15 protein-coding genes are annotated in these 18,116 nt (G+C 57.7%); 10 read left to right on the top strand and 5 right to left on the bottom strand.

The features are described 5' to 3' along the window. Positions 1–86: 86 nt before the first annotated feature. From EST62_RS12435 to EST62_RS12425, 3 genes are all read left to right on the top strand, one after another. Positions 87–866 (top strand): hypothetical protein, encoded by a 780-nt coding sequence (locus EST62_RS12435; RefSeq protein WP_129052384.1) that lies wholly within the window; start codon positions 87–89, stop codon positions 864–866. A gap of 196 nt (positions 867–1,062) precedes the next feature. Beyond that, positions 1,063–1,626, top strand: a complete 564-nt coding sequence (locus EST62_RS12430; protein WP_129052383.1) for an aminodeoxychorismate/anthranilate synthase component II — start codon at positions 1,063–1,065, stop codon at positions 1,624–1,626. A 5-nt stretch (positions 1,627–1,631) separates the two neighbouring features. Then, entirely contained in the window at positions 1,632–2,372 is a 741-nt protein-coding gene (locus EST62_RS12425; RefSeq protein ID WP_167599353.1) for a TIGR00730 family Rossman fold protein, read from the top strand. 94 nt (positions 2,373–2,466) lie between these two features. On the opposite strand, the gene EST62_RS12420 is transcribed toward EST62_RS12425, so the two are convergent. Continuing rightward, entirely contained in the window at positions 2,467–2,946 is a 480-nt protein-coding gene (locus EST62_RS12420) for a heme-binding domain-containing protein (protein WP_129052382.1), read from the bottom strand. 166 nt (positions 2,947–3,112) lie between these two features. Here EST62_RS12420 and EST62_RS12415 point away from each other — a divergent pair, with 166 nt between their 5' ends. From EST62_RS12415 to EST62_RS12405, 3 genes are read left to right on the top strand one after another with little or no spacing between them, the layout of a single operon-like run. Further along, on the top strand, positions 3,113–3,448 hold the full coding sequence (locus EST62_RS12415; protein WP_129052386.1) for a transcriptional regulator: 336 nt from the start codon (positions 3,113–3,115) through the stop codon (positions 3,446–3,448). A gap of 4 nt (positions 3,449–3,452) precedes the next feature. Further along, positions 3,453–4,682: a cytochrome c biogenesis protein ResB gene (locus tag EST62_RS12410; RefSeq protein WP_129052381.1), complete on the top strand. Its 1,230-nt coding sequence runs from the start codon at positions 3,453–3,455 to the stop codon at positions 4,680–4,682. Then, on the top strand, positions 4,679–5,476 hold the full coding sequence (locus tag EST62_RS12405) for a cytochrome c biogenesis protein (protein ID WP_129052380.1): 798 nt from the start codon (positions 4,679–4,681) through the stop codon (positions 5,474–5,476). The genes EST62_RS12410 and EST62_RS12405 overlap by 4 nt, the downstream gene beginning before the upstream one ends. 107 nt (positions 5,477–5,583) lie before the next feature. Here the strand turns inward: EST62_RS12405 and bshC are convergent, their stop codons facing one another. The 3 genes from bshC to EST62_RS12390 form a co-directional block, all read right to left on the bottom strand. After that, positions 5,584–7,275, bottom strand: a complete 1,692-nt coding sequence (bshC, locus tag EST62_RS12400) for a bacillithiol biosynthesis cysteine-adding enzyme BshC (RefSeq protein WP_129052379.1) — start codon at positions 7,273–7,275, stop codon at positions 5,584–5,586. A gap of 4 nt (positions 7,276–7,279) precedes the next feature. Beyond that, positions 7,280–8,077, bottom strand: a complete 798-nt coding sequence (gene surE, locus EST62_RS12395; RefSeq protein ID WP_129052378.1) for a 5'/3'-nucleotidase SurE — start codon at positions 8,075–8,077, stop codon at positions 7,280–7,282. Between the two features lie 178 nt (positions 8,078–8,255). Further along, the gene (locus EST62_RS12390) at positions 8,256–11,000 is read right to left on the bottom strand and encodes a BamA/TamA family outer membrane protein (protein ID WP_245153652.1); all 2,745 of its coding nucleotides are present in this window, start codon (positions 10,998–11,000) and stop codon (positions 8,256–8,258) included. A gap of 135 nt (positions 11,001–11,135) precedes the next feature. On the opposite strand from EST62_RS12390, the gene accD reads away from it, so the two are divergent. After that, positions 11,136–11,972, top strand: a complete 837-nt coding sequence (gene accD, locus EST62_RS12385) for an acetyl-CoA carboxylase, carboxyltransferase subunit beta (RefSeq protein WP_129052377.1) — start codon at positions 11,136–11,138, stop codon at positions 11,970–11,972. Positions 11,973–12,088: 116 nt separating this feature from the next. On the opposite strand, the gene thyX is transcribed toward accD, so the two are convergent. Then, on the bottom strand, positions 12,089–12,745 hold the full coding sequence (thyX, locus tag EST62_RS12380; RefSeq protein WP_129052376.1) for an FAD-dependent thymidylate synthase: 657 nt from the start codon (positions 12,743–12,745) through the stop codon (positions 12,089–12,091). Positions 12,746–12,952: 207 nt separating this feature from the next. On the opposite strand from thyX, the gene clpP reads away from it, so the two are divergent. The 3 genes from clpP to EST62_RS12365 all read left to right on the top strand — a co-directional run bounded on the left by clpP (position 12,953) and on the right by EST62_RS12365 (position 17,513). Then, positions 12,953–13,630 carry an ATP-dependent Clp endopeptidase proteolytic subunit ClpP gene (gene clpP / locus EST62_RS12375; protein WP_129052375.1) on the top strand — a complete coding sequence of 226 codons (678 nt, stop codon included), beginning with the start codon at positions 12,953–12,955 and terminating at the stop codon, positions 13,628–13,630. A gap of 101 nt (positions 13,631–13,731) precedes the next feature. Further along, positions 13,732–16,437: a valine--tRNA ligase gene (locus EST62_RS12370; protein WP_129052374.1), complete on the top strand. Its 2,706-nt coding sequence runs from the start codon at positions 13,732–13,734 to the stop codon at positions 16,435–16,437. 176 nt (positions 16,438–16,613) lie between these two features. Next, the gene (locus EST62_RS12365; RefSeq protein WP_129052373.1) at positions 16,614–17,513 is read left to right on the top strand and encodes an RNA polymerase sigma factor RpoD/SigA; all 900 of its coding nucleotides are present in this window, start codon (positions 16,614–16,616) and stop codon (positions 17,511–17,513) included. Positions 17,514–18,116: the final 603 nt, after the last annotated feature.

The raw sequence follows: 18,116 nt of genomic DNA, 5'->3' as shown, positions 1-18,116 counted from the left end.
ATCAATGAACCACTGCTTTTGCGGGCAATATTGCCTTGTTTCGATGTCGCTGGTCAGAAGAATATTTCAAATCCCTCTTTTTCGAGGTGGCCTTTATTCGTGTTAACGACCCGGATAGAATTGCGCGAGATTCTATCAGTCCAAATTATTCAAATAGCCTTCTGTCAAAAACATTGGAAAGACACTATTTAAGCAATCAAGTTTATGATCACTTTTTTTTGAGAAGTTTTAAAAATTCTGAACGATGGGATTTTATTGAGGATTTTTTCTTGGGGGCAGATGTCGATTCACTAATTGATAAGTACAGTGGCGCTGAAGGTAATGATGTGGATATAATTGAGAATCTTAAAAAAAAAGATTTATCAGTAGCTAAGGAATTTGTTGACCTTGGTGATGATTTTAATGTTCATATTTTTTATCCTGACTCTCAAAGGTATTATTGTCTTAAAGATCCTTTAACAATAGTTGATAACAATGGTACGAGGACAAAAAAAGTATCTGAGTGGCTAAGTGAAGATCCAATCGCGTTTGATGCGGTTAGAAAATCCACTCCATTTTATGTCAATAAAGATGTGTTTGAGATACTGGTATCAAAATTAAAGGCTCATCATCCAGAATATGTTAAGAATGTTTTGGGATTAAAAGTAAAAATAGAATTTAAAGGTTATTCTAGACGTGTTAAAGCCTCTGTGCCATATACTACACAACCTGTGGAGTTTTATAAGTGGTGGTGTTCAAATCAGGAAAATGTGATTATGACATTAGAAGAAAAATTTAAGCTATTTAAGAAAGTGTATTTACTAAAACCCACAGTGTTGAAAAGAGAACATAAAGATATGATAAAAAAACATAAAAAATCACTATAGTTGTTGACGGTTTCGTGTGATAAATCCGGCAGTACTAAAAGACTTCACCTCCCCCTCAACAACACATTTGAGTTTCGAGCCTAAACGGAACTATATTGCGCCTTGAAGTCTGCCTGCGGAGCCGACCAATGTCGAAGCAGCGGGCATCCGGAAGAATTTTTATAAGTCTTTGAAAATTAGTGTTTTACGTGCTCTCATGATTCTTGTTATAGACAATTACGACTCGTTTACTTACAACCTTGTCCAGTACATCGGCGAACTCGGGGCCGAAGTCGCGGTGCACCGGAATGATGAAATCACCGTCGAACAGGCGCTCGCGCTGAAGCCGGAGAAGATCGTCATCTCTCCGGGGCCGGGGACGCCCGCCGACGCCGGAATCTCCATTGCGCTTATCAACGCCGTCAAAGGCAAAATTCCGCTCTTCGGCGTCTGCCTCGGCCATCAGGCCATCGGCGAAGCGCTCGGCGGCAAGGTCGTCCGCGCCGGGCAGATCATGCACGGCAAGACCTCGCAGGTCTATCACGACGGGCAGGGGATGTTCCGCGACATCCCGAACCCCTTCACGGCCACCCGCTACCACTCGCTCGTCGTGGAGCGAGCAACGCTTCCGGCGGTGCTCGAAATCCGCGCGTGGACGGAGGACGGCGTCATCATGGCCTTCGACTCGAAGGAACTCGGCCTGTACGGCGTGCAGTTCCACCCCGAATCGATCATGACCTCCGTCGGGCACGACCTCATCAGAAACTTCCTCGAACTCTGAGCCGCATGGAAGGCCGTGAACGCGACAAACCGGGCTGGGCTTCCGAGCCGCCCCGATGCAACCCTGCAAAGGAGATGGCGCTCATGCCGGGCAGCGAGTTCATGGCCGACGGCTGGCGCGTCTTCAAGATCATGGCCGAATTCGTCAACGGATTCGAGATCATGTCGGCTGTCGGTCCCGCCGTTTCGGTCTTCGGCTCGACCAGGGTCAAAGAGGGCGACCCGGAGTACCAGCTTGGCGAAACGATGGGGCGGCTGCTTGCCGACGCCGGTTTCGGCGTCATCACCGGCGGCGGCCCCGGCGCGATGGAGGCGGCCAACAAAGGGGCGCAGAGCAACGGCGGCGCGTCGATCGGCTTCAACATCAAGCTGCCCAACCAGCAGCGCCCCAACCCCTACATCGATTACGACAAGCTCGTCACCTTCGAGTACTTCTTCGTGCGCAAGGTGATGTTCCTCAAATACTCCCAGGCCTTCGTCGTGCTGCCCGGCGGCTTCGGCACGCTCGACGAACTTTCGGAGGCGATCACCCTCATCCAGACCGGCAAGAGCCAGAAATTTCCGGTGATCATGATGGGCTCGGAGTACTGGGGCGACCTGTATGGCTGGTTCCGGAACCGGATGCTCGATGAGAAAGGGTTCATTTCTGAAGCTGACCTCGATTTTATCTACGTCGAGGATGATCCGGAAAAGGTTATCGACATCATTCTGGGCTTCTATCCCGAAGGTTACAGCATTAATTTTTAATCTGGCAAACCATCCGCTTTCAGGCCGCAGCACTGTTTCCGATCCTTTCCGATTTTTTTAACGGGGTAAAAATTTTTAGCGCCGCACTCTTTTATCAGTGCGATGAATTGTGTATTGTTTCTTTCTGTTCACGATTGTTATTCGAGGCCCATCCGGCCAGAGTCACTCGCTCTTTTTTTGTCATGCTCACCGGCGGAAATCCGGGAATCTCGCCATGTTCTGACAGACCGTCCGATTCGGCGAGGCTGAACGCCGATTGCTCGATTTCGCGCCGGGCCGCATCCGGAAGCGCGTCGAAGCGCGAAAAGTTCAGCGCCTCGCGGGCCTGCCGCACTTTGCCGGTGACGTACCACGAAAGCGGCGCGATGTAGGCGCTCCGGGGCCATTTCGTTTCGTCGGAGTGGCAGTCGAAGCAGTGCGGTTTCAGGACGGCAAGTACGCTGCCGGAAATCTGCGAGGGCGGTTTCGACGGCGGGCCGACCCGGTTCAGCGGAATGAACTGTATCAGAATCAGCGCGATGATGATCCAGCCGGCGACTCTCCTGGCGCTCTGTTTTCGCTTACTGTCGGCCATTGAAAAAAAGTGTGGGTTACCGGGTGGTAACAATGTTAACGAAATTTTAAATAACTTAGGGCGGGCAATGCCGGTTTGGCTGGCGAAGCTTGCCGAAAGCGGCGAATGGAACGGCCCCGTAACCGGTTCGCGTCTGTATCAATATCCTCAAGAAAACAAGTTATCGATGATTTTTCCCTGTGAAAAAGCTGTATGGTACTATTTGCCCCAGATCAGGGCGGATCTTGCCAAAGAGCTGGTTAAAACGGGTCTGACCCAGTCCAGCGCCGCAAAAATGCTGGGTGTCACGCCAGCGGCGGTCTCCCAGTACCTGCACAAGAAGCGCGGCGGGCAGAATATCAAATCGCGCGTTTACAAGCAGGAGATTCGCAATGCCGTGGAGAAGATTCGCGAGGGCGCGACGGGCGCGGAACTGCACACCTTCGTGTGCAAGTGTTGCCAGATATTGAAGAAAGACGATACTGAGATTGGTGGAAGTTGTGGTGATGGAACAGCAGGTTGAGTCTATGTCAGGAAGTAACAATACCGGAGCTGCGACCGCCGGTTTCAAGGATGCGGCGCTGTTCACCCTGGTGGCCATTCTGGCCGGACTGGGCATAGAAATTCTGACGGGGGGCGGCGGCATCGATATGCCGGGCTGGCCCTTCAACCTCGTCTTTCTCGTTGTTTTCGGATCGCTGATTTTTGCGGTCGGTCTCCTCTACCGGGAGCATCCCCTCATTTCGTGGCTTGGCGGCATTCCGCTGGGGCTAAGCCTGATTGTCGGCCTGGCGCTGCTCTCGCTCGTTGGCGGCGTGCTGCCCCAGGACAAGTTTCCGCCCGGCTCGATGGTGGCGATGCTGCGGCTGAACGGCATGTTTTCGAGCTGGCCGTTCGCGCTTGTCACGCTGCTGTTCCTCTTCAATCTCGGCCTTGCGCTGGTCTGGAAGACCATTCCGTTCAGGGCGGCCAACCTTCAGTTCATGCTCTTTCACGGCGGCTTCTGGATCGCGCTCTCCTGCGGCTTGCTCGGCGCCACGCAGCTCGAACGCCTGGTGGTGCCGCTCTACGAAGGCAAGGCGAGCGATGTGGCCTACAATCGCCAAACCGAAGAGGCGATTCATCTCCCCTTTTCGATCTACCTGAAAGATTTCCAGATCGAACAGTATGCGCCCAAGTTCGCCCTGTACGATCCCGCGAACGACCGGCTCGTCGAGCCGAAATCCAAGCTCGTTCCAGAGATCGGCAAAGGAGTCAAGGTCGAGTGGCCGGGCCTCGGTTCGGTGACGGTGCTCGATTATCTGCCCAGCGCCTTGCCCGGTGCGCACGGTACGCCGGTGCCGGGCGACAACGGGGTGGCGTTCGCCAGGGTGAGGATCGACGAAAACGGTAAGGTTTCCGAGCGCTGGATCAGCTCCGGCGGGCCTCGGCTCAAGCCGCTCTTTGTTCCGATGGGCAGCTATTTCATCGTGATGGCCGATGGCGCGCCCAAGGCGTTCCGCTCGGAGGTGATGCTGACAGGCGCGGGCGGCGAGAAGAGGATGGAGACGCTCGAAGTGAACAAGCCTGTCGATATGCAGGGCTGGAAGCTTTACCAGGCCGGGTACGACGAGAGCGCCGGACGCTGGTCAACGCTGAGCCTTGTCGAGGCGGTGCGAGACCCGTGGCTGCCTGCGGTGTATGTCGGATTTTTCATGATCATGGCGGGCAACGTGCTGTTTTTCTGGAAAGGCGTTAAAAAGATGGAGGCGGCATGACCCTGGTCGAATTTCCGGCAATGGCCCTTGCGGCTGTCGTGTGCTGGGCGGCGGGCAGCCTTTTGCAGATTCCGGCGAAAAACTCCAGAATTTTCGGCTCGCTCTCCTGGCTCTTCATGCTCGGCGGCACCCTTGTGCTCGCGTGGTTCCTCGCCTCCTACTGGATCGCGCTGGAACGTCCGCCGCTCCGCACGCTTGGTGAAACGAGGCTCTGGTACGCGACGCTCATTCCCGTCGTCGGCTTTCTGGTCGAGTATCGCTACAAGATCGGCTGGCTCAAGTACTACTGCATGGGGCTGGCGACGGTGTTTCTCGGCATCAACTACCTGCACCCGGACGTCTTCGAGAAGGCGCTGATGCCTGCGTTGCAGAGTCCGTGGTTCGTGCCGCACGTGGTGGTCTATCTGGTGGGCTACGTGCTGCTGGCGGCCTCGGCGGTCTCCGGCTGGCACAACGTGATCCAGAACTTTCGTGGCAAGCGTTCGGAGAAGGGGGAGTCGATGTCGCACTATCTCGCCCTGCTCGGCTTCGTGCTGCTCACCTTCGGCCTGATTTTCGGCGCGCTCTGGGCCAAGGAGGCGTGGGGACACTACTGGACGTGGGATCCAAAGGAGACCTGGGCCTTCATTTCGTGGCTGGCCTACCTCGGCTACCTGCACCTCGTGGCCCGCAAGACCGACCCGCGCAAACTCCAGTGGTACCTCGGTCTTTCGTTCTTCGTGCTGCTGGTCTGCTGGTTCGGCGTAAACTATCTGCCTTCAGCGCAGAACAGTGTGCACACCTATTCGGGGTAAGGCGTTAATAGCAAAGGACTTGAAGGACATCAGGGACTGAAGGGACAATGAGGATTTTCTGATCTTCTTTGTCCCTTTTGTCGTTTTCGTCCTTGAAGTCCCTTTCTTTACAATTCCACGATCAAATGCGACTCTGTCGAGTAGCCTTGCAGCACCTTCGCCAGTTCGCCGATCAGTGAAGGGCCGTATTTGTTGAGGTAGTGGAAGATGTTGATGCTTCGCTCCTGCGGCTTGCCTTCGGGGAAGAGGTTCAGCTCCGCCTTGTCGAGCTGCTGGAAAAGCTCGTCGTGCTTTCGGCGGCCTGCCCGCCAGGTTTTTTCCCGGATGTTGCCGATGATTTTCGTGATCTGGCCTGTCGAGGCGGCCAGCGCGGCCTGCAAGGTCGGATCCATTTTCACGAGCGCCGGTTCGAGCGTCGAGAGTGACCGGGCGACCTCCGACTCCACCTGCCCGAACAGTGCGTCGATGTCCACGCTGTCACCGCCGGAAACCATCGATTTGCGCAGCTCCTGCACATTTTCGAATACCGCTTCATAGACCTGCCGCCGCGAAAAGCTCGGCCTGCCGCTCGCTTTGAGCACCTTGTCCATCGTGCGGGCGATCTTTGGTTCGACGAGCGTAAAGCTGCCGCGCGGAATCACGAAGGGCATGGCGAGGCCGAAGTGCTCGTAGGCCTTGCGGAACTGCGCCAGGTAGCTGATTTCGCCGGGGCCGCCGATGTAGGCGAAGGTGGGGAGTACGGCGTCCTGCACGATTGGCCGGAGCGCGACGTTCGGGCTGAATTTTTCGGGGTGATCGTGGCAGATTTCCATCAGTTGATGGCGCGTGTAGCGCTGCCGGTCGGGCAAAACGACGAAGTTGTCGGGCGAGGGCTGCTCGATTTTGAGCCGCTGGCCGAGCTGGTTGAGGTAGAAGAGGTTGACCGCGCGCGGCTTGGTCTGCGCCGGGTAGCCCATCGATTCGAGGGCCGAGCTTTGCGCCACCACCTCGTACGACGAAGCGGGCGCGGTTTCGATCTCCCGGCAGAGTATCTCCGAGGCCAGTTGCTTGAAGCGCGCGTCGTTGGCCGAAACGAGAATCAGCGGGTGGTCATGGAAGAGCCGGTTCATCGTGCGCGCGAAGGCGATCTCGAAGGTGACGCCCGGTTCGTAGCAGGCGCGGAGCATCTCGGCGATCTCCGGCTTGAACTCCGTGTCGGGCAAAAGGTCGAGGAACTCCTGCACCGTTTCGCCGATGCTTGCACCGAGCATGGTAGCTCCGGCCATCTGGTCGGGTTGGCGGTGCGCCCCCTCCGCCGTGATCCGTTCGAGGCCGCCGCCGGAGAAGAGCACGGTTGACGACGCCTCGTTGAAATCGTGATCTTCGCTCTCGATCCAGAACACCGGCACGAAGTCGTACTCCGGGAACAGCGCCTTCTGCTTGCGGGCGATCACCACGGTGGTCAGCGCCTTGTAAATCGTGTAGAGCGGGCCGGTGAAGAGGCCGGTCTGCTGGCCGGTGACGATCGCCATGCAGCGCGGCGAGCGCAGCTTTTCGATCTCCCGTTGCTGTCGCTCCGAGCCGCCGAACCGCCGGTTCTGCTCCGTCAGCAGCTCCACGAGCGCCTCCCGCCGGAAGTTGCGCGAGGCGAGCAGGCCGAGGCGCCGATAGTAGTCGGCATCCTTGCGGTAGTCGAGATGGAAGCATTCCTCCAGCAGTTTTGCGCGCGCCTCGCTTTCGGAGGCGTAGTCGCAAAAGAGGCGGGAAAAGCCCTTTCTGGGCGTCTGGATGTGCTGGTAATCGATGAGAAAAGTGTTCACGTGCTTACTTCTTGAAAGTGCTTTTGAGGCCCCAGGTTTCGAGTTCGCTGCGGAAGCGATGGTCAGTCATGTCGCAGGAGATCGGCGTGACAGCCACGTAGTTCTGGCGCACGGCGTATTCGTCCTCCGCAATATCGTCGTCGTGCAACTGGAGCGAGCCGGCGAGCCAGTAGTAGGGGTTGCCGTACATGTCGTGCCGCTCGATGGCCGACTCCTCCCAGCGCGACCGCCCCTGTCGGGTGCAGAGGATTCCGCGAATCTCTTTTTCGGGGACGTTGGGGATGTTGGCCGACAAAATGGTGTCGGGCGGCATTCCTCGCCGGAGTACCTCGCGGGCCAGTTGCCGCGCGAATTTGGCTGCGTAGGTGAAGTCGGCGTTCTCGTAGGTGGTCAGTGAAAAGGCCAGCGACGGCACTTTCTGGATCGCCCCCTCGCGGGCGGCGGCCACGGTGCCGGAGTAGAGGCTGTTCATGGCCGTGTTACTGCCGTAGTTGATGCCCGAAACGATCAGGTCGGGCTTTTCGTCGAGGATGTGGCTCAGCGCCACTTTGATGCAATCGACGGGCGTGCCTGAGACGGTGTGGCCGAAAAAGTGGTTGTTTTTGAGATACTTCCGGATGCGCAGCGGCTCGCCGAGGGTCATGGCGTGGCTTTTGCCGCTCTGGTGTTCGGCGGGCGCGACCACCGTCACCATGCCGAGCTTTTTCATCGAGGCGGCGAGTGCGTGCAGGCCAGGGCCTTCGATGCCGTCGTCATTACAGACCAGAATATGCGGTTTCCGCGGTTTGGTGTTTGCTGTCAAAAGGTGTCGATATAGGGTTTCAGATGTTAGACACCGCTAAAAACTTGTTGCGCGCCCCGATTGCTGCGTTGGGTGGTGCTCGAAATCCTCATCCCGAAAGCTTTCGGGACTCCGCTTTCTCTTCTCCATCCGCCTTGCACTCAGGCCGCTCATAACATTTTTTAGAGGCGCCCTGTTCTCAGAAGTCGTGGCCGAGGCTGAAATAGAACACGGTTTCGGTAAAGTCGATCTGGGCGTCATTATTGACTTCATCTCTTTTAAAAGCGAACGGCTTGGCGACGGTGAACTGCGCCGGGCCGATCGGCGTCTCCCAGACCAGCCCCACTCCCGCGCCCTGAAGCAGCTCGCTGATCGACATCTGCTCGCGCTTTTCCCACACATTGCCGATGTTGTACGACAGGGTGAAGGAGGTGGGGAAAAGGAGCTGCATAGGGAATCTGTAGCGCAGCATCGCTCTGGCGACGGCGATGTTGTTGCCGACGAGGTCGCTGTCTTTCAACCCGATAAAGCGGTAGCAGTAGGAGTTGCCCGTGCCGCCCAGGAAGAATTTTTCCGATAGCGGCACCTCCTCGCTGCTGGTTCCGGCAAGGGCTGTCAACTGGAGCGTGGTGGACGAGCCGATCTGCAAGTTCTCCTCGTGAGACGCCGCCAGTTGCCAGAAGCTTTCCGGATCGCCGGAGAGGCTGGAGGTCGAATTGTACCGGATGTTGGTGTATCGTCCGCTTGAAGGCAGGAACGAACTGTCGCGGTTGTCATAGGTGAACTGACCGCCGATGGAGGCCAGCTTGAGGTTTCCGGTAGCGAATGGCTCGTCGATGCTGTCCCTGATATATGACTGCGCGTTCTGCACGGTGATGTCTGCCGCCAGTCGGCCGTTTTTGCTGATTCGGGTGCCGAACGAGGTCGTGATGCCGTACCGCTGGATGCCGAGCGAGCGAGGCTTTCCGGTGGCCTGCAAGCCCGATTGCCCGATGAGCGCGAGCTGGCGCGTCTCGAAATCGCGCTGGTCGAAAAACGCTCTGGTGAACATGGTCAATGGCGTGCTTCCGATTCGCGGCATACTGAATTCGAGGTTGAAGCGATTGTTCTTCGGTCCGATCTTGGCCCACCCTCCGGCGGAGTTTCCGGCGCCATAGAGGTTTTCGTTCCGGAAGTCGAGCAGGAGCTGCGCGTTCGAGGTGTCGTCGTAGCGAACGCCGATGCGAAGTACTGTCGGCAGCTTTTCGTCGAGCCTGACCAGCAGGGTTTGGTCGCCATCCTTTTCTTGTCGGGAGTTGTCGGCGCTCAGGGAGACCCGGTTGAACACCCCCGTGCCGTAGAGGTTGTCGATCGTTTTTTCAGCCTCCGCGTAACGGAACGCTTTGGTGGTGTCAACGGCCAGCTCCCGGCGAACGGTTAGCGGCCTGGTGAGCTTTCTGTCCTGCTCGATCTTGACGTTTTCAATTTTTCCCGAAGTGAGCCGGACGGTGAGCGTCTGGTCGGCAACCGAGGCGCTCTCGATGCCCACGAGGCTGTAGCCCTTGTCGCGATAGAGCCGGATCAGCTTTTCAAGCGCGCCGGTCGCGACCTCGCTGGTGTAGAGTTTTCCGGTCACCGGCAGGAATGCGTTGCCGATCTCCTTTTCCGGAACGGCGTTGGCCGGGCCGCCCGTGACCTCGATCTTTTCAATTCTCGGTAGCGGTTCGAGCACGAAGGCCGCGCTTTTCGTTCGCCGGTCGAGCCGGGCATGAACCCGCGTGAAGAGGCCGGTTTCGAGCAGTACGTTCAGAATTTTTTTGACGCGGCTGTCGCTGCGCACGATAGCTTTCGCCGTCCGGGCTTGCTCGATATACTCGCTGGAATTCGGGATGCCTTCGATGCTTTTGCCGAAGCCGGTAATATCGATTTCGTTTCGCGGGCCGATCTGGATGTTCCGTTTGATGACCGGAGCGAGCAGGCGGCCCTTGGCGTACCCGGCGGCGATCATCTGGCGAATGTCCGAGAAATCGGTCGCCTTGTGGTTGTCGAGGTCGGGAGTGATGACCATGTCGGCCTGTTCGAGCTGCTGCGGGTACTGGATCTGGGTCAGAATGGTCATCGCCTGGTCGGCGGCTTTCCAGGGAAGGTCGATCTCGTTGCTGTCGGTGTACATTCTGCCGTGCGTGTCAACGGCCACCTTGTAGCCCGCGTCGAACCGGTCAAGTTCATCGACCGGAAGGTTGGCCACCAGCCCGCCGTCGGCCAGCTTCCGCCCGTTGCGCTCGATTGGCAGATAGAGAATCGGAATGGTGCTGCTGGCCCGCATCGCCTCCGAAAGCGGACCCGAGGTGAGCGTCACCCGGCGACCCGAAAGCAGGTCGGTGGTGACGGCGCGAAACTCGACCGGCAGGTCGGAAAACGAGCGGCCTGCATGGTAGGGAGCATTCAGAATGAGCAGGTCGATGGTTCGGGTGAGGGTTTGCGACGCGCTCAGCGATTTGGGTACGACCAGCCTGAACTTCTCGAAGCGGATGGCGATGGAGGCGCGATCACGGATGCTTTTCTGTTCGAGCCAGGTGTTGGTTCTGGGCGCTTCGTTGTCGAGCGAAACGAGCTTCTGCCAGGGAAGAGAAAAGGCGAGCGATTCGAGTTCCGACGCGGTGTAGCCCGAACTGTACAGCCCGCCGACCAGCGCGCCCATGCTGGTGCCCGCGATGAAGTCGATGGGTACGTTCTCCTCCTCCAGCGCCTTGAGTACGCCGATCTGGGCGATGCCGTTCGCGCCGCCGCCCGACAGGGCCAGGCCGACGGTTTTACGGAGCGGGCGCATCGTCGGAAGGATTTCGTAACGGTGATTCGGTGTGGCGAGCGTGTCGGGCCAGACGATGGTCGCAGCCCGCGATTCACTGGCGGGCAGCATCGCCAGAATTGCAATTGGCAGCAGGAGCGCCAGTTTTATAAACATTCGGAATGGTTGAAGAGGCAGAAGCTGTTGGTGTTTGCGGTTCACAAGGGACTCCGGGCACAGCCTGTTTTTGGGAAATCGTGTCGAGTTTATATCTTAAATTTCAATGTAAACTCTTTAGCGGTAATAATAAAAATGGTCTGGTTCAAACGGGCGAATCCTTCGATACGAACGACGGATAAACGCGATACCCCTGAGGGGTTGTGGTCGAAATGCGACTCATGCGGGGCGGCCCTGCACAAAAAACAGCTCGAAGACCATCTCTACACCTGTCCGGATTGCGGTTTTCATTTTCGCATCTCACCAGTTCTCTATTTCTCCTTTCTGTTTGACGGCGGAAAGTGGGAGGAGTTTGACGGCCAGCTCAGGGCAGCCGATCCGCTCGGGTTCGTCGATACGAAAAACTATCCCCAGCGCGTTCGCGACACGATTGCAAAATCTGGCAAAACCGAGGCGTGCCGGAACGCCACCGGCGTCCTGGATGGATCGCCGCTGGTCGTTTCGGCGATGGATTTCGGCTTCATCGGCGGTTCGATGGGGTCGGTCGTGGGCGAAAAGATTTCGCGGGCGGCTGACAAGAGCGTCGAACTCAACGCGCCGCTCATCGTGATTTCGCAATCCGGCGGCGCGCGCATGATGGAGGGCGCGTTCAGCCTCATGCAGATGGCCAAGACCTCCGCCCGCCTGACGCGCCTCGGCGAGCGAGGCATTCCGTTCATTTCGCTCATGACCGACCCGACGATGGGCGGCATCAGCGCCTCCTTCGCCATGCTCGGCGACCTGAACATCAGCGAGCCCAAAGCGCTTATCGGCTTCGCCGGGCCGCGAGTCATCCGCGACACCATCAAGCGCGATCTCCCCGAAGGGTTCCAGCGAGCGGAGTTCCTCAAGGAGCACGGCTTTGTGGACACGATCGTGCATCGCAAGGACTTGCGCTCGCAGCTCATCAAGCTGCTTGGGCACATGGCGTGAAGACAGAAAGAATAGGACGTATGGGTCGTATGGGACGAATAGGAGAAAGATAATTCTTCTTGTAGGGGCGGCTCGCGAACCGCCCTTTACAATTTCAATTGTCAATTATCCATTAATCAATTGATTTTCCAGCCTAAAGCAGCACTTGTCACGGGGAACTGCTCCACAAAAATCGCCTGCACGGCTTCGGCGATGTCGCGGTGCTCTTTCTGGGTGGCGGGGTCGGTGCGGACTTCGAGGTAGTGAATCCAGCTTCTGACCGAGCCTTTCATGTAGAGCCGGGTCTGCGTGGCGAGCGGCAGCAGCACCCGGGCGCACTCCTTGGCGATGCCTTTTTCCAGCGCCTCTTCGTAACTCTCGAACGCGAGACGGGCGATCTTGTCCTGTGCTTCGTCAAACCAGGTTACGGTTGCCTGGTCGAGATCATCGAGCGAGTTCTGCCGGTTCGTCGTGTCCTGACGCCTCGGCTCGTACTTTTCGGTGGCCTGCGCCTTGGCGTATCGTTGTGAAAATTCCTGGAAGCAGAAGCTGCGGTGCCGGAGAATCTGCGGGGAGATGGCTCGCGAGGTGGTGATTTCAACCGTCATGTCCACCATCTCGAACACGCTCCAGTGTTTTTTCCGGATGCAGTAAGCGAGCAGCTTTTCGTAATCCGGCGTCTCCTGGTGCGGGCTTGAAACCCTTGCGCAGTAGGCCATGAGTCCTTCCGGCGTGAGGGTGCGGTTGTCGGTTTCGATGAGCGGATTGGTGACGGAGATGAGGCGTACCTGCATGATGACTGACGGTCTTGAATTGGTGGTGTGAATCGGTCAATATATCAAAAGTCGAAAAGGCGGCGGAGGCGCTCGCGAATAAATTAAGGAAAGCGGAACCGGATTTCTTGAAATCTTGTTCCGTCTCTGTATTTTAGGTGTTCATTGCACTACTCTGCGGAATTTGAGTGTATATTTCGCCGGGCAACAACAAAAAAGTTCAGGCACATGGCAAATATCAATTTCGGATTCGACCATCACGCAAAAAAGCTCTACTCCGGAGCGATTGAAAACAGCATCCAGAGCCAGCTCGTGCCGATGGTCATCGAGACCTCGGGGCGTGGCGAGCGTGCGTTCGATATTTTTTCCCGCCTCTTGCGGGAGCGCATCATCTTCCTCGGTTCCCCCATCGACGAGCATGTGGCCGGACTCATCATGGCGCAGCTCATTTTCCTCGAATCGGAAGATCCCGAGCGTGACATCTACATCTACGTCAACTCACCCGGCGGAAGCGTGTCGGCGGGCCTCGGCATCTACGACACGATGCAGTACATCCGCCCCGACATCTCCACGGTTTGCGTCGGCATGGCGGCCAGCATGGGCGCGTTCCTGCTCGCCAGCGGCGCGACCGGCAAGCGGGCATCGCTGCCGCACTCGCGCATCATGATCCACCAGCCTTCGGGCGGAGCGCAGGGTCAGGAGACCGACATTCTCATCCAGGCCCGCGAGATCGAAAAGATTCGCCACCTGCTCGAAGACCTGCTCGCCAAACACACCGGTCAGGATGTGGTGAAAATTCGCGAAGACTCCGAGCGCGACCGCTGGATGAACGCCACCGAGGCGAAGGAGTACGGCCTGATCGACCAGATTTTCGAGAAGCGTCCAGCCCCCGCCAAAGAGGAGTGAGAAACGCCGGAAAGACCGGACAGATCGGGAAATAACGATTTTTCAGACGCCTCCTCGAAGGGGGGCGTCTGTAATTTTCAACCTTGCTTTGAACCAGACCCATGAGTGACCATTCCGCGCAGAATCTCGATAAAACCTACAACCACCACGAAGTCGAAGAGCGCTGGCGAAGCGCGCACTGGGAGGCGCTCGGCACGTTTCACGCCGAACACTCGCGGGTGCTCGAAAAGGGCGCGACGCCCTACTCGGTGCTGATGCCGCCGCCGAACGTGACCGGCAGTCTGACGCTGGGCCACGTGCTGAACCACACGCTCCAGGACATCTTCATCCGCCACGCCCGCATGAGCGGCAAGGAGGCGCTGTGGCTGCCCGGTACCGACCACGCGGGCATCGCGACGCAGACGGTGGTGGAGAAGAAGCTGCGCGCGGAGGGCCTCACGCGCCACGACCTCGGGCGGCGCGATTTTCTCGACAAGGTGTGGGAGTGGCGCGAGGAGTACGGCGGTCTGATCCTTCGCCAGCTTCGCAAGCTTGGCATCTCGTGCGACTGGCGGCGCAACCTCTTCACGATGGACGAGCGAGCCTCCGAGGCGGTCATCAACACCTTCGTGGCGCTCTACCGCGAGGGGCTGATCTACCGTGGCCGCCGCATCATCAACTGGTGCCCGGTTTCGCAGACGGCGCTGTCGGATGAAGAGGTCATCATGAAGTCCCGACGCGACAAGCTGGTCTATGTCAGCTACCCGCTCGCCAAGGACCCGACGCGCTCGATCACCATCGCCACCGTGCGCCCCGAGACGATTCTGGCCGACGTGGCCATCGCGGTCAATCCGAACGACGAACGCTACGCCGACCTCATCGGCGAGCTGGTGATCGTGCCGATTGCCGGACGCCACGTGCCGGTCATCGCCGACGACTACGTCGATATCGAGTTCGGTACCGGCGCGCTGAAGATCACCCCGGCGCACGATCCGAACGACTACGAAGTGGCCAAGCGCCACAATCTGCCGCTCTTTTCGGTGATCGGCAAGGATGCCCGCATGACCGACGAGTGCGGCTACGCCGGGATGGATCGCTTTGACGCTCGCGACAAGATCGTCGCCGACCTCGAAGAGCTGGGCCATCTTGTCAAGTCGGAGGAGTACGAGCACAACGTGGGTTACTCCGAACGCGCCGATGTGGTGGTCGAGCCGTACCTCTCCGAGCAGTGGTTCGTGAAAATGCAGCCGCTCGCCGAACCGGCGCTCAAGGCGGTCAACGACGGCGAAATCCGCTTCCACCCGGAGCACTGGATCAACACCTACCGCCACTGGATGGAGAACATCCAGGACTGGTGCATCTCGCGCCAGCTCTGGTGGGGCCACCGCATTCCGGCCTGGTACGACCAGCACGGCAACGTCTGGGTCGCCTCCTCCTACGACGAGGCGTGTCACCTCGCTGGAACCGACAAGCTTTCGCAGGACGAGGATGTGCTCGACACCTGGTTTTCGTCGTGGCTCTGGCCGCTGACCACGCTTGGCTGGACGGGCCTGCACAGCGACAACGATGATCTCCGCGCCTTCTACCCGACCGACACGCTGGTGACCGGCCCGGACATCATCTTCTTCTGGGTGGCTCGCATGATTATGGCCGGACTGCACTTCAAGGGCGACGTGCCGTTCCGCGACGTCTATTTCACCAGCATCATCCGCGACATGAAGGGGCGCAAGCTATCCAAGTCGCTCGGCAACTCGCCCGACCCGCTCAAGGTGATCGACACCTACGGCACCGACGCCCTGCGCTTCACCATTGTCTACATCGCCCCTCTCGGCCAGGATGTGCTCTTCGGCGAGGAGAAGTGCGAGCTGGGCCGCAACTTCGCCACCAAAATATGGAACGCCTCGCGCTTCGTCTTCATGCAGCGCGAAAAGCTTTTCGCCACCCGCGAGGAGTTCGTCGAAGCGTTCGCGGCGTTCACGCCCGACCGCGCGTTGATGTCCTCCGCCGGGCTGTGGCTCATGTCGCGCTACAGCGCCATGCTCGAACGCTATCACCAGGCGATGGCGAATTTCAAGGTGAACGATATGGTGAAGATCGTGCACGAGTTCTTCTGGGGCGACTACTGCGACTGGTACGTCGAGGCGCTCAAGAGCGAGCTTGCGGGCGACGCTTCGGCGGAGCGTTCGCGCCACGCGGTGTGCCTGGCGGTTTCGGTGCTCGAAGGGGTGCTCAAGGCGCTGCACCCGGTGATGCCGTTCATCACCGACGAAATCTGGCACGCCATCGCGCCGCGCGGCACCGAAGAGACCATCGCCAAAGAGGCGATGCCGCAAGCCGATGCCGCGTGGACGGCGAAGGATGCCGAAGCGTTTGACCTGGTGCGCAACATGGTGTCGGAAATCCGCAGCCTCCGTTCGGCCTTCAACGTGCCGCACGACCTGCGAGCCAGCGCGGTCATCCGGGCCTCGTCGCCCGCCGCACTCTCGGCGCTCCAGACCGGTCGCGCCATCTTCCCGGCCCTGACCCGGTGCGAAGTCGAGCTTGGCCAAAGCGTCGAAAGACCTGCCCACTCGGCGGCTTCGGTAGTTAACGGTAATGAACTTTTTATCAGGCTGGAAGGGTTAATATCGTTCGACAAAGAGAAGGCCCGTCTGCAGAAGGAGATTTCCAAAGTGACGGCCTACATCGAATCGTTGCAGAAAAAACTCTCCAATCAGGGGTTTGTGGCTAATGCGCCTGCCGATGTTGTGGCCAAGGAGAAGGAGAAGCTCGAAGAGGCGCGTTCGCTGGTGTTGAAGCTGCAAGGAAATCTTGAAGTTCTCTCGTAGTGGAGTCGTTTTATTTTTAGCCGGAAAACAGAAAAGTCCGAATTTTTTCAGATATTCCCAGTTTGATTTCATCTATCCGGAATCCTGCTGATATGCCCGATTTTTTCTGGTTTGCAGGATGGAGTATTGGCAAGTTATCCGTGATAGTACCATGAAGTTCGAACGAGGATCAATTCATGAGGCAATTGAAGATCAGTAAACAGATTACCAACAGGGAGAGCCTCTCCCTTGATCGTTATCTTCAGGAGATCGGCAAGTACGATCTCCTGACAGCCGAAGACGAGGTGAAACTCACGATGGCCATCAAGGAAGGCTACGACATGCCGGTCGATACTGTCGAGTACCGGCGGGCCAAGCGTGCGCTCGACAAGCTCATCAAGGGCAATCTGCGTTTCGTGGTGTCGGTGGCCAAGCAGTACCAGAACCAGGGGTTGACGCTCGGCGACCTCATCAACGAGGGCAATCTCGGCCTCATCAAGGCCGCCAAGCGCTTCGACGAAACCCGCGGCTTCAAGTTCATCTCTTACGCCGTTTGGTGGATCCGGCAGTCGATCCTGCAAGCGCTCGCCGAGCAGTCGCGAATCGTGCGTCTGCCGCTCAACCGCGTCGGCACGCTCAACAAGATCAGCAAGGCGTACAGCCAGCTCGAACAGGAGTACGAGCGCGACCCCAACACCAAGGAGCTGGCCAACCTGCTCGACATGGACTCGCAGGACGTGGCCGACACCCTCAAGATCGCCGGACGCCACGTTTCGGTCGATGCGCCCTTTGCGCAGGGTGACGACAACCGCCTGCTCGACGTGTTGCAGAACGACGGCCACATGCCCGACCACACCCTGAACCGCGACTCGCTCACGCTCGAAGTCGAGCGCTCGCTCTCGGTGCTCGCGCCGCGCGAGGCTGACGTCATCCGCTCCTACTTCGGCATCGGCATGGATAACCCGCTCACGCTCGAAGAGATCGGCGAAAAGTTCAAGCTCACCCGCGAGCGCGTCCGCCAGATCAAGGAAAAAGCGATCCGCCGCCTCCGCCAGTCCGCCTACAACAAGGTGCTCAAGGAGTACATCGGAAGCTGAGATTTTCAGCAAAGACAGCAGAATTCGCGAAAGCCGGTGGTAGTATCACCGGCTTTTGTGGTTTATGGGGGCGAAGAAAGAATAGGTCTGATAGGACAGATAGGCCGGATAGGCTGGGCTGGAGGGCGGTTTCGGGGTTTGGTTCGGTTTCCCAGTGCTGGCGGTGGGCGAAGAGGGGGGCTTGTTCTCGTTTGGTTTTGATCGCCTGCTGCTTTGTTTTTTTGCGGCTATTTGATGCCGGAACTTGATAAATGCAGTGATTATTCGTACTTATAAATTGTAAGTCTCGCCGTTGGGCTTATGCAGTATCCCTTCCGAAACGGCTTTTAAAATGAGCAGAACAGACCTGATGCAATACGAGTGATGGAATGGCTGATAGGTGCGTTGATCCTGCGGTTACTGCTGAACTTGCGTGATGTGTTCTTTGAGAGATGCCGAGTGTGTTGCCGGTTTAGACTGATCTGTATAAACCGGCGGGATTGAATAATTGTTAATATGGTTAAGTTGTTTTTAAATCTCTATGGGATATATTCCCCGAAGCTCTGCTTCGTTAAAGATAAAAGTGTAATAATTGAGCACATATATTCATAAAAGTCATAATGT

This window comes from Chlorobaculum sp. 24CR (assembly GCF_004118635.1).
In the GTDB taxonomy this organism is placed as follows: Bacteria; Bacteroidota; Chlorobiia; order Chlorobiales; family Chlorobiaceae; genus Chlorobaculum.
This window is presented reverse-complemented; position numbering and strand designations above follow the sequence as displayed.

What these genes read in the sequence shown, in the direction of transcription:
- EST62_RS12430 (WP_129052383.1), top strand. Translation starts at nt 1,063, where the DNA reads ATGATTCTTGTTATAGACAATTACGACTCGTTTACTTACAACCTTGTC.
- EST62_RS12425 (WP_167599353.1), top strand. Translation starts at nt 1,632, where the DNA reads ATGGAAGGCCGTGAACGCGACAAACCGGGCTGGGCTTCCGAGCCGCCC.
- EST62_RS12420 (WP_129052382.1), bottom strand. Translation starts at nt 2,946, where the DNA reads ATGGCCGACAGTAAGCGAAAACAGAGCGCCAGGAGAGTCGCCGGCTGG.
- EST62_RS12415 (WP_129052386.1), top strand. Translation starts at nt 3,113, where the DNA reads ATGATTTTTCCCTGTGAAAAAGCTGTATGGTACTATTTGCCCCAGATC.
- EST62_RS12410 (WP_129052381.1), top strand. Translation starts at nt 3,453, where the DNA reads ATGTCAGGAAGTAACAATACCGGAGCTGCGACCGCCGGTTTCAAGGAT.
- EST62_RS12405 (WP_129052380.1), top strand. Translation starts at nt 4,679, where the DNA reads ATGACCCTGGTCGAATTTCCGGCAATGGCCCTTGCGGCTGTCGTGTGC.
- EST62_RS12390 (WP_245153652.1), bottom strand. Translation starts at nt 11,000, where the DNA reads ATGTTTATAAAACTGGCGCTCCTGCTGCCAATTGCAATTCTGGCGATG.
- accD (WP_129052377.1), top strand. Translation starts at nt 11,136, where the DNA reads ATGGTCTGGTTCAAACGGGCGAATCCTTCGATACGAACGACGGATAAA.
- thyX (WP_129052376.1), bottom strand. Translation starts at nt 12,745, where the DNA reads ATGCAGGTACGCCTCATCTCCGTCACCAATCCGCTCATCGAAACCGAC.
- clpP (WP_129052375.1), top strand. Translation starts at nt 12,953, where the DNA reads ATGGCAAATATCAATTTCGGATTCGACCATCACGCAAAAAAGCTCTAC.
- EST62_RS12370 (WP_129052374.1), top strand. Translation starts at nt 13,732, where the DNA reads ATGAGTGACCATTCCGCGCAGAATCTCGATAAAACCTACAACCACCAC.
- EST62_RS12365 (WP_129052373.1), top strand. Translation starts at nt 16,614, where the DNA reads ATGAGGCAATTGAAGATCAGTAAACAGATTACCAACAGGGAGAGCCTC.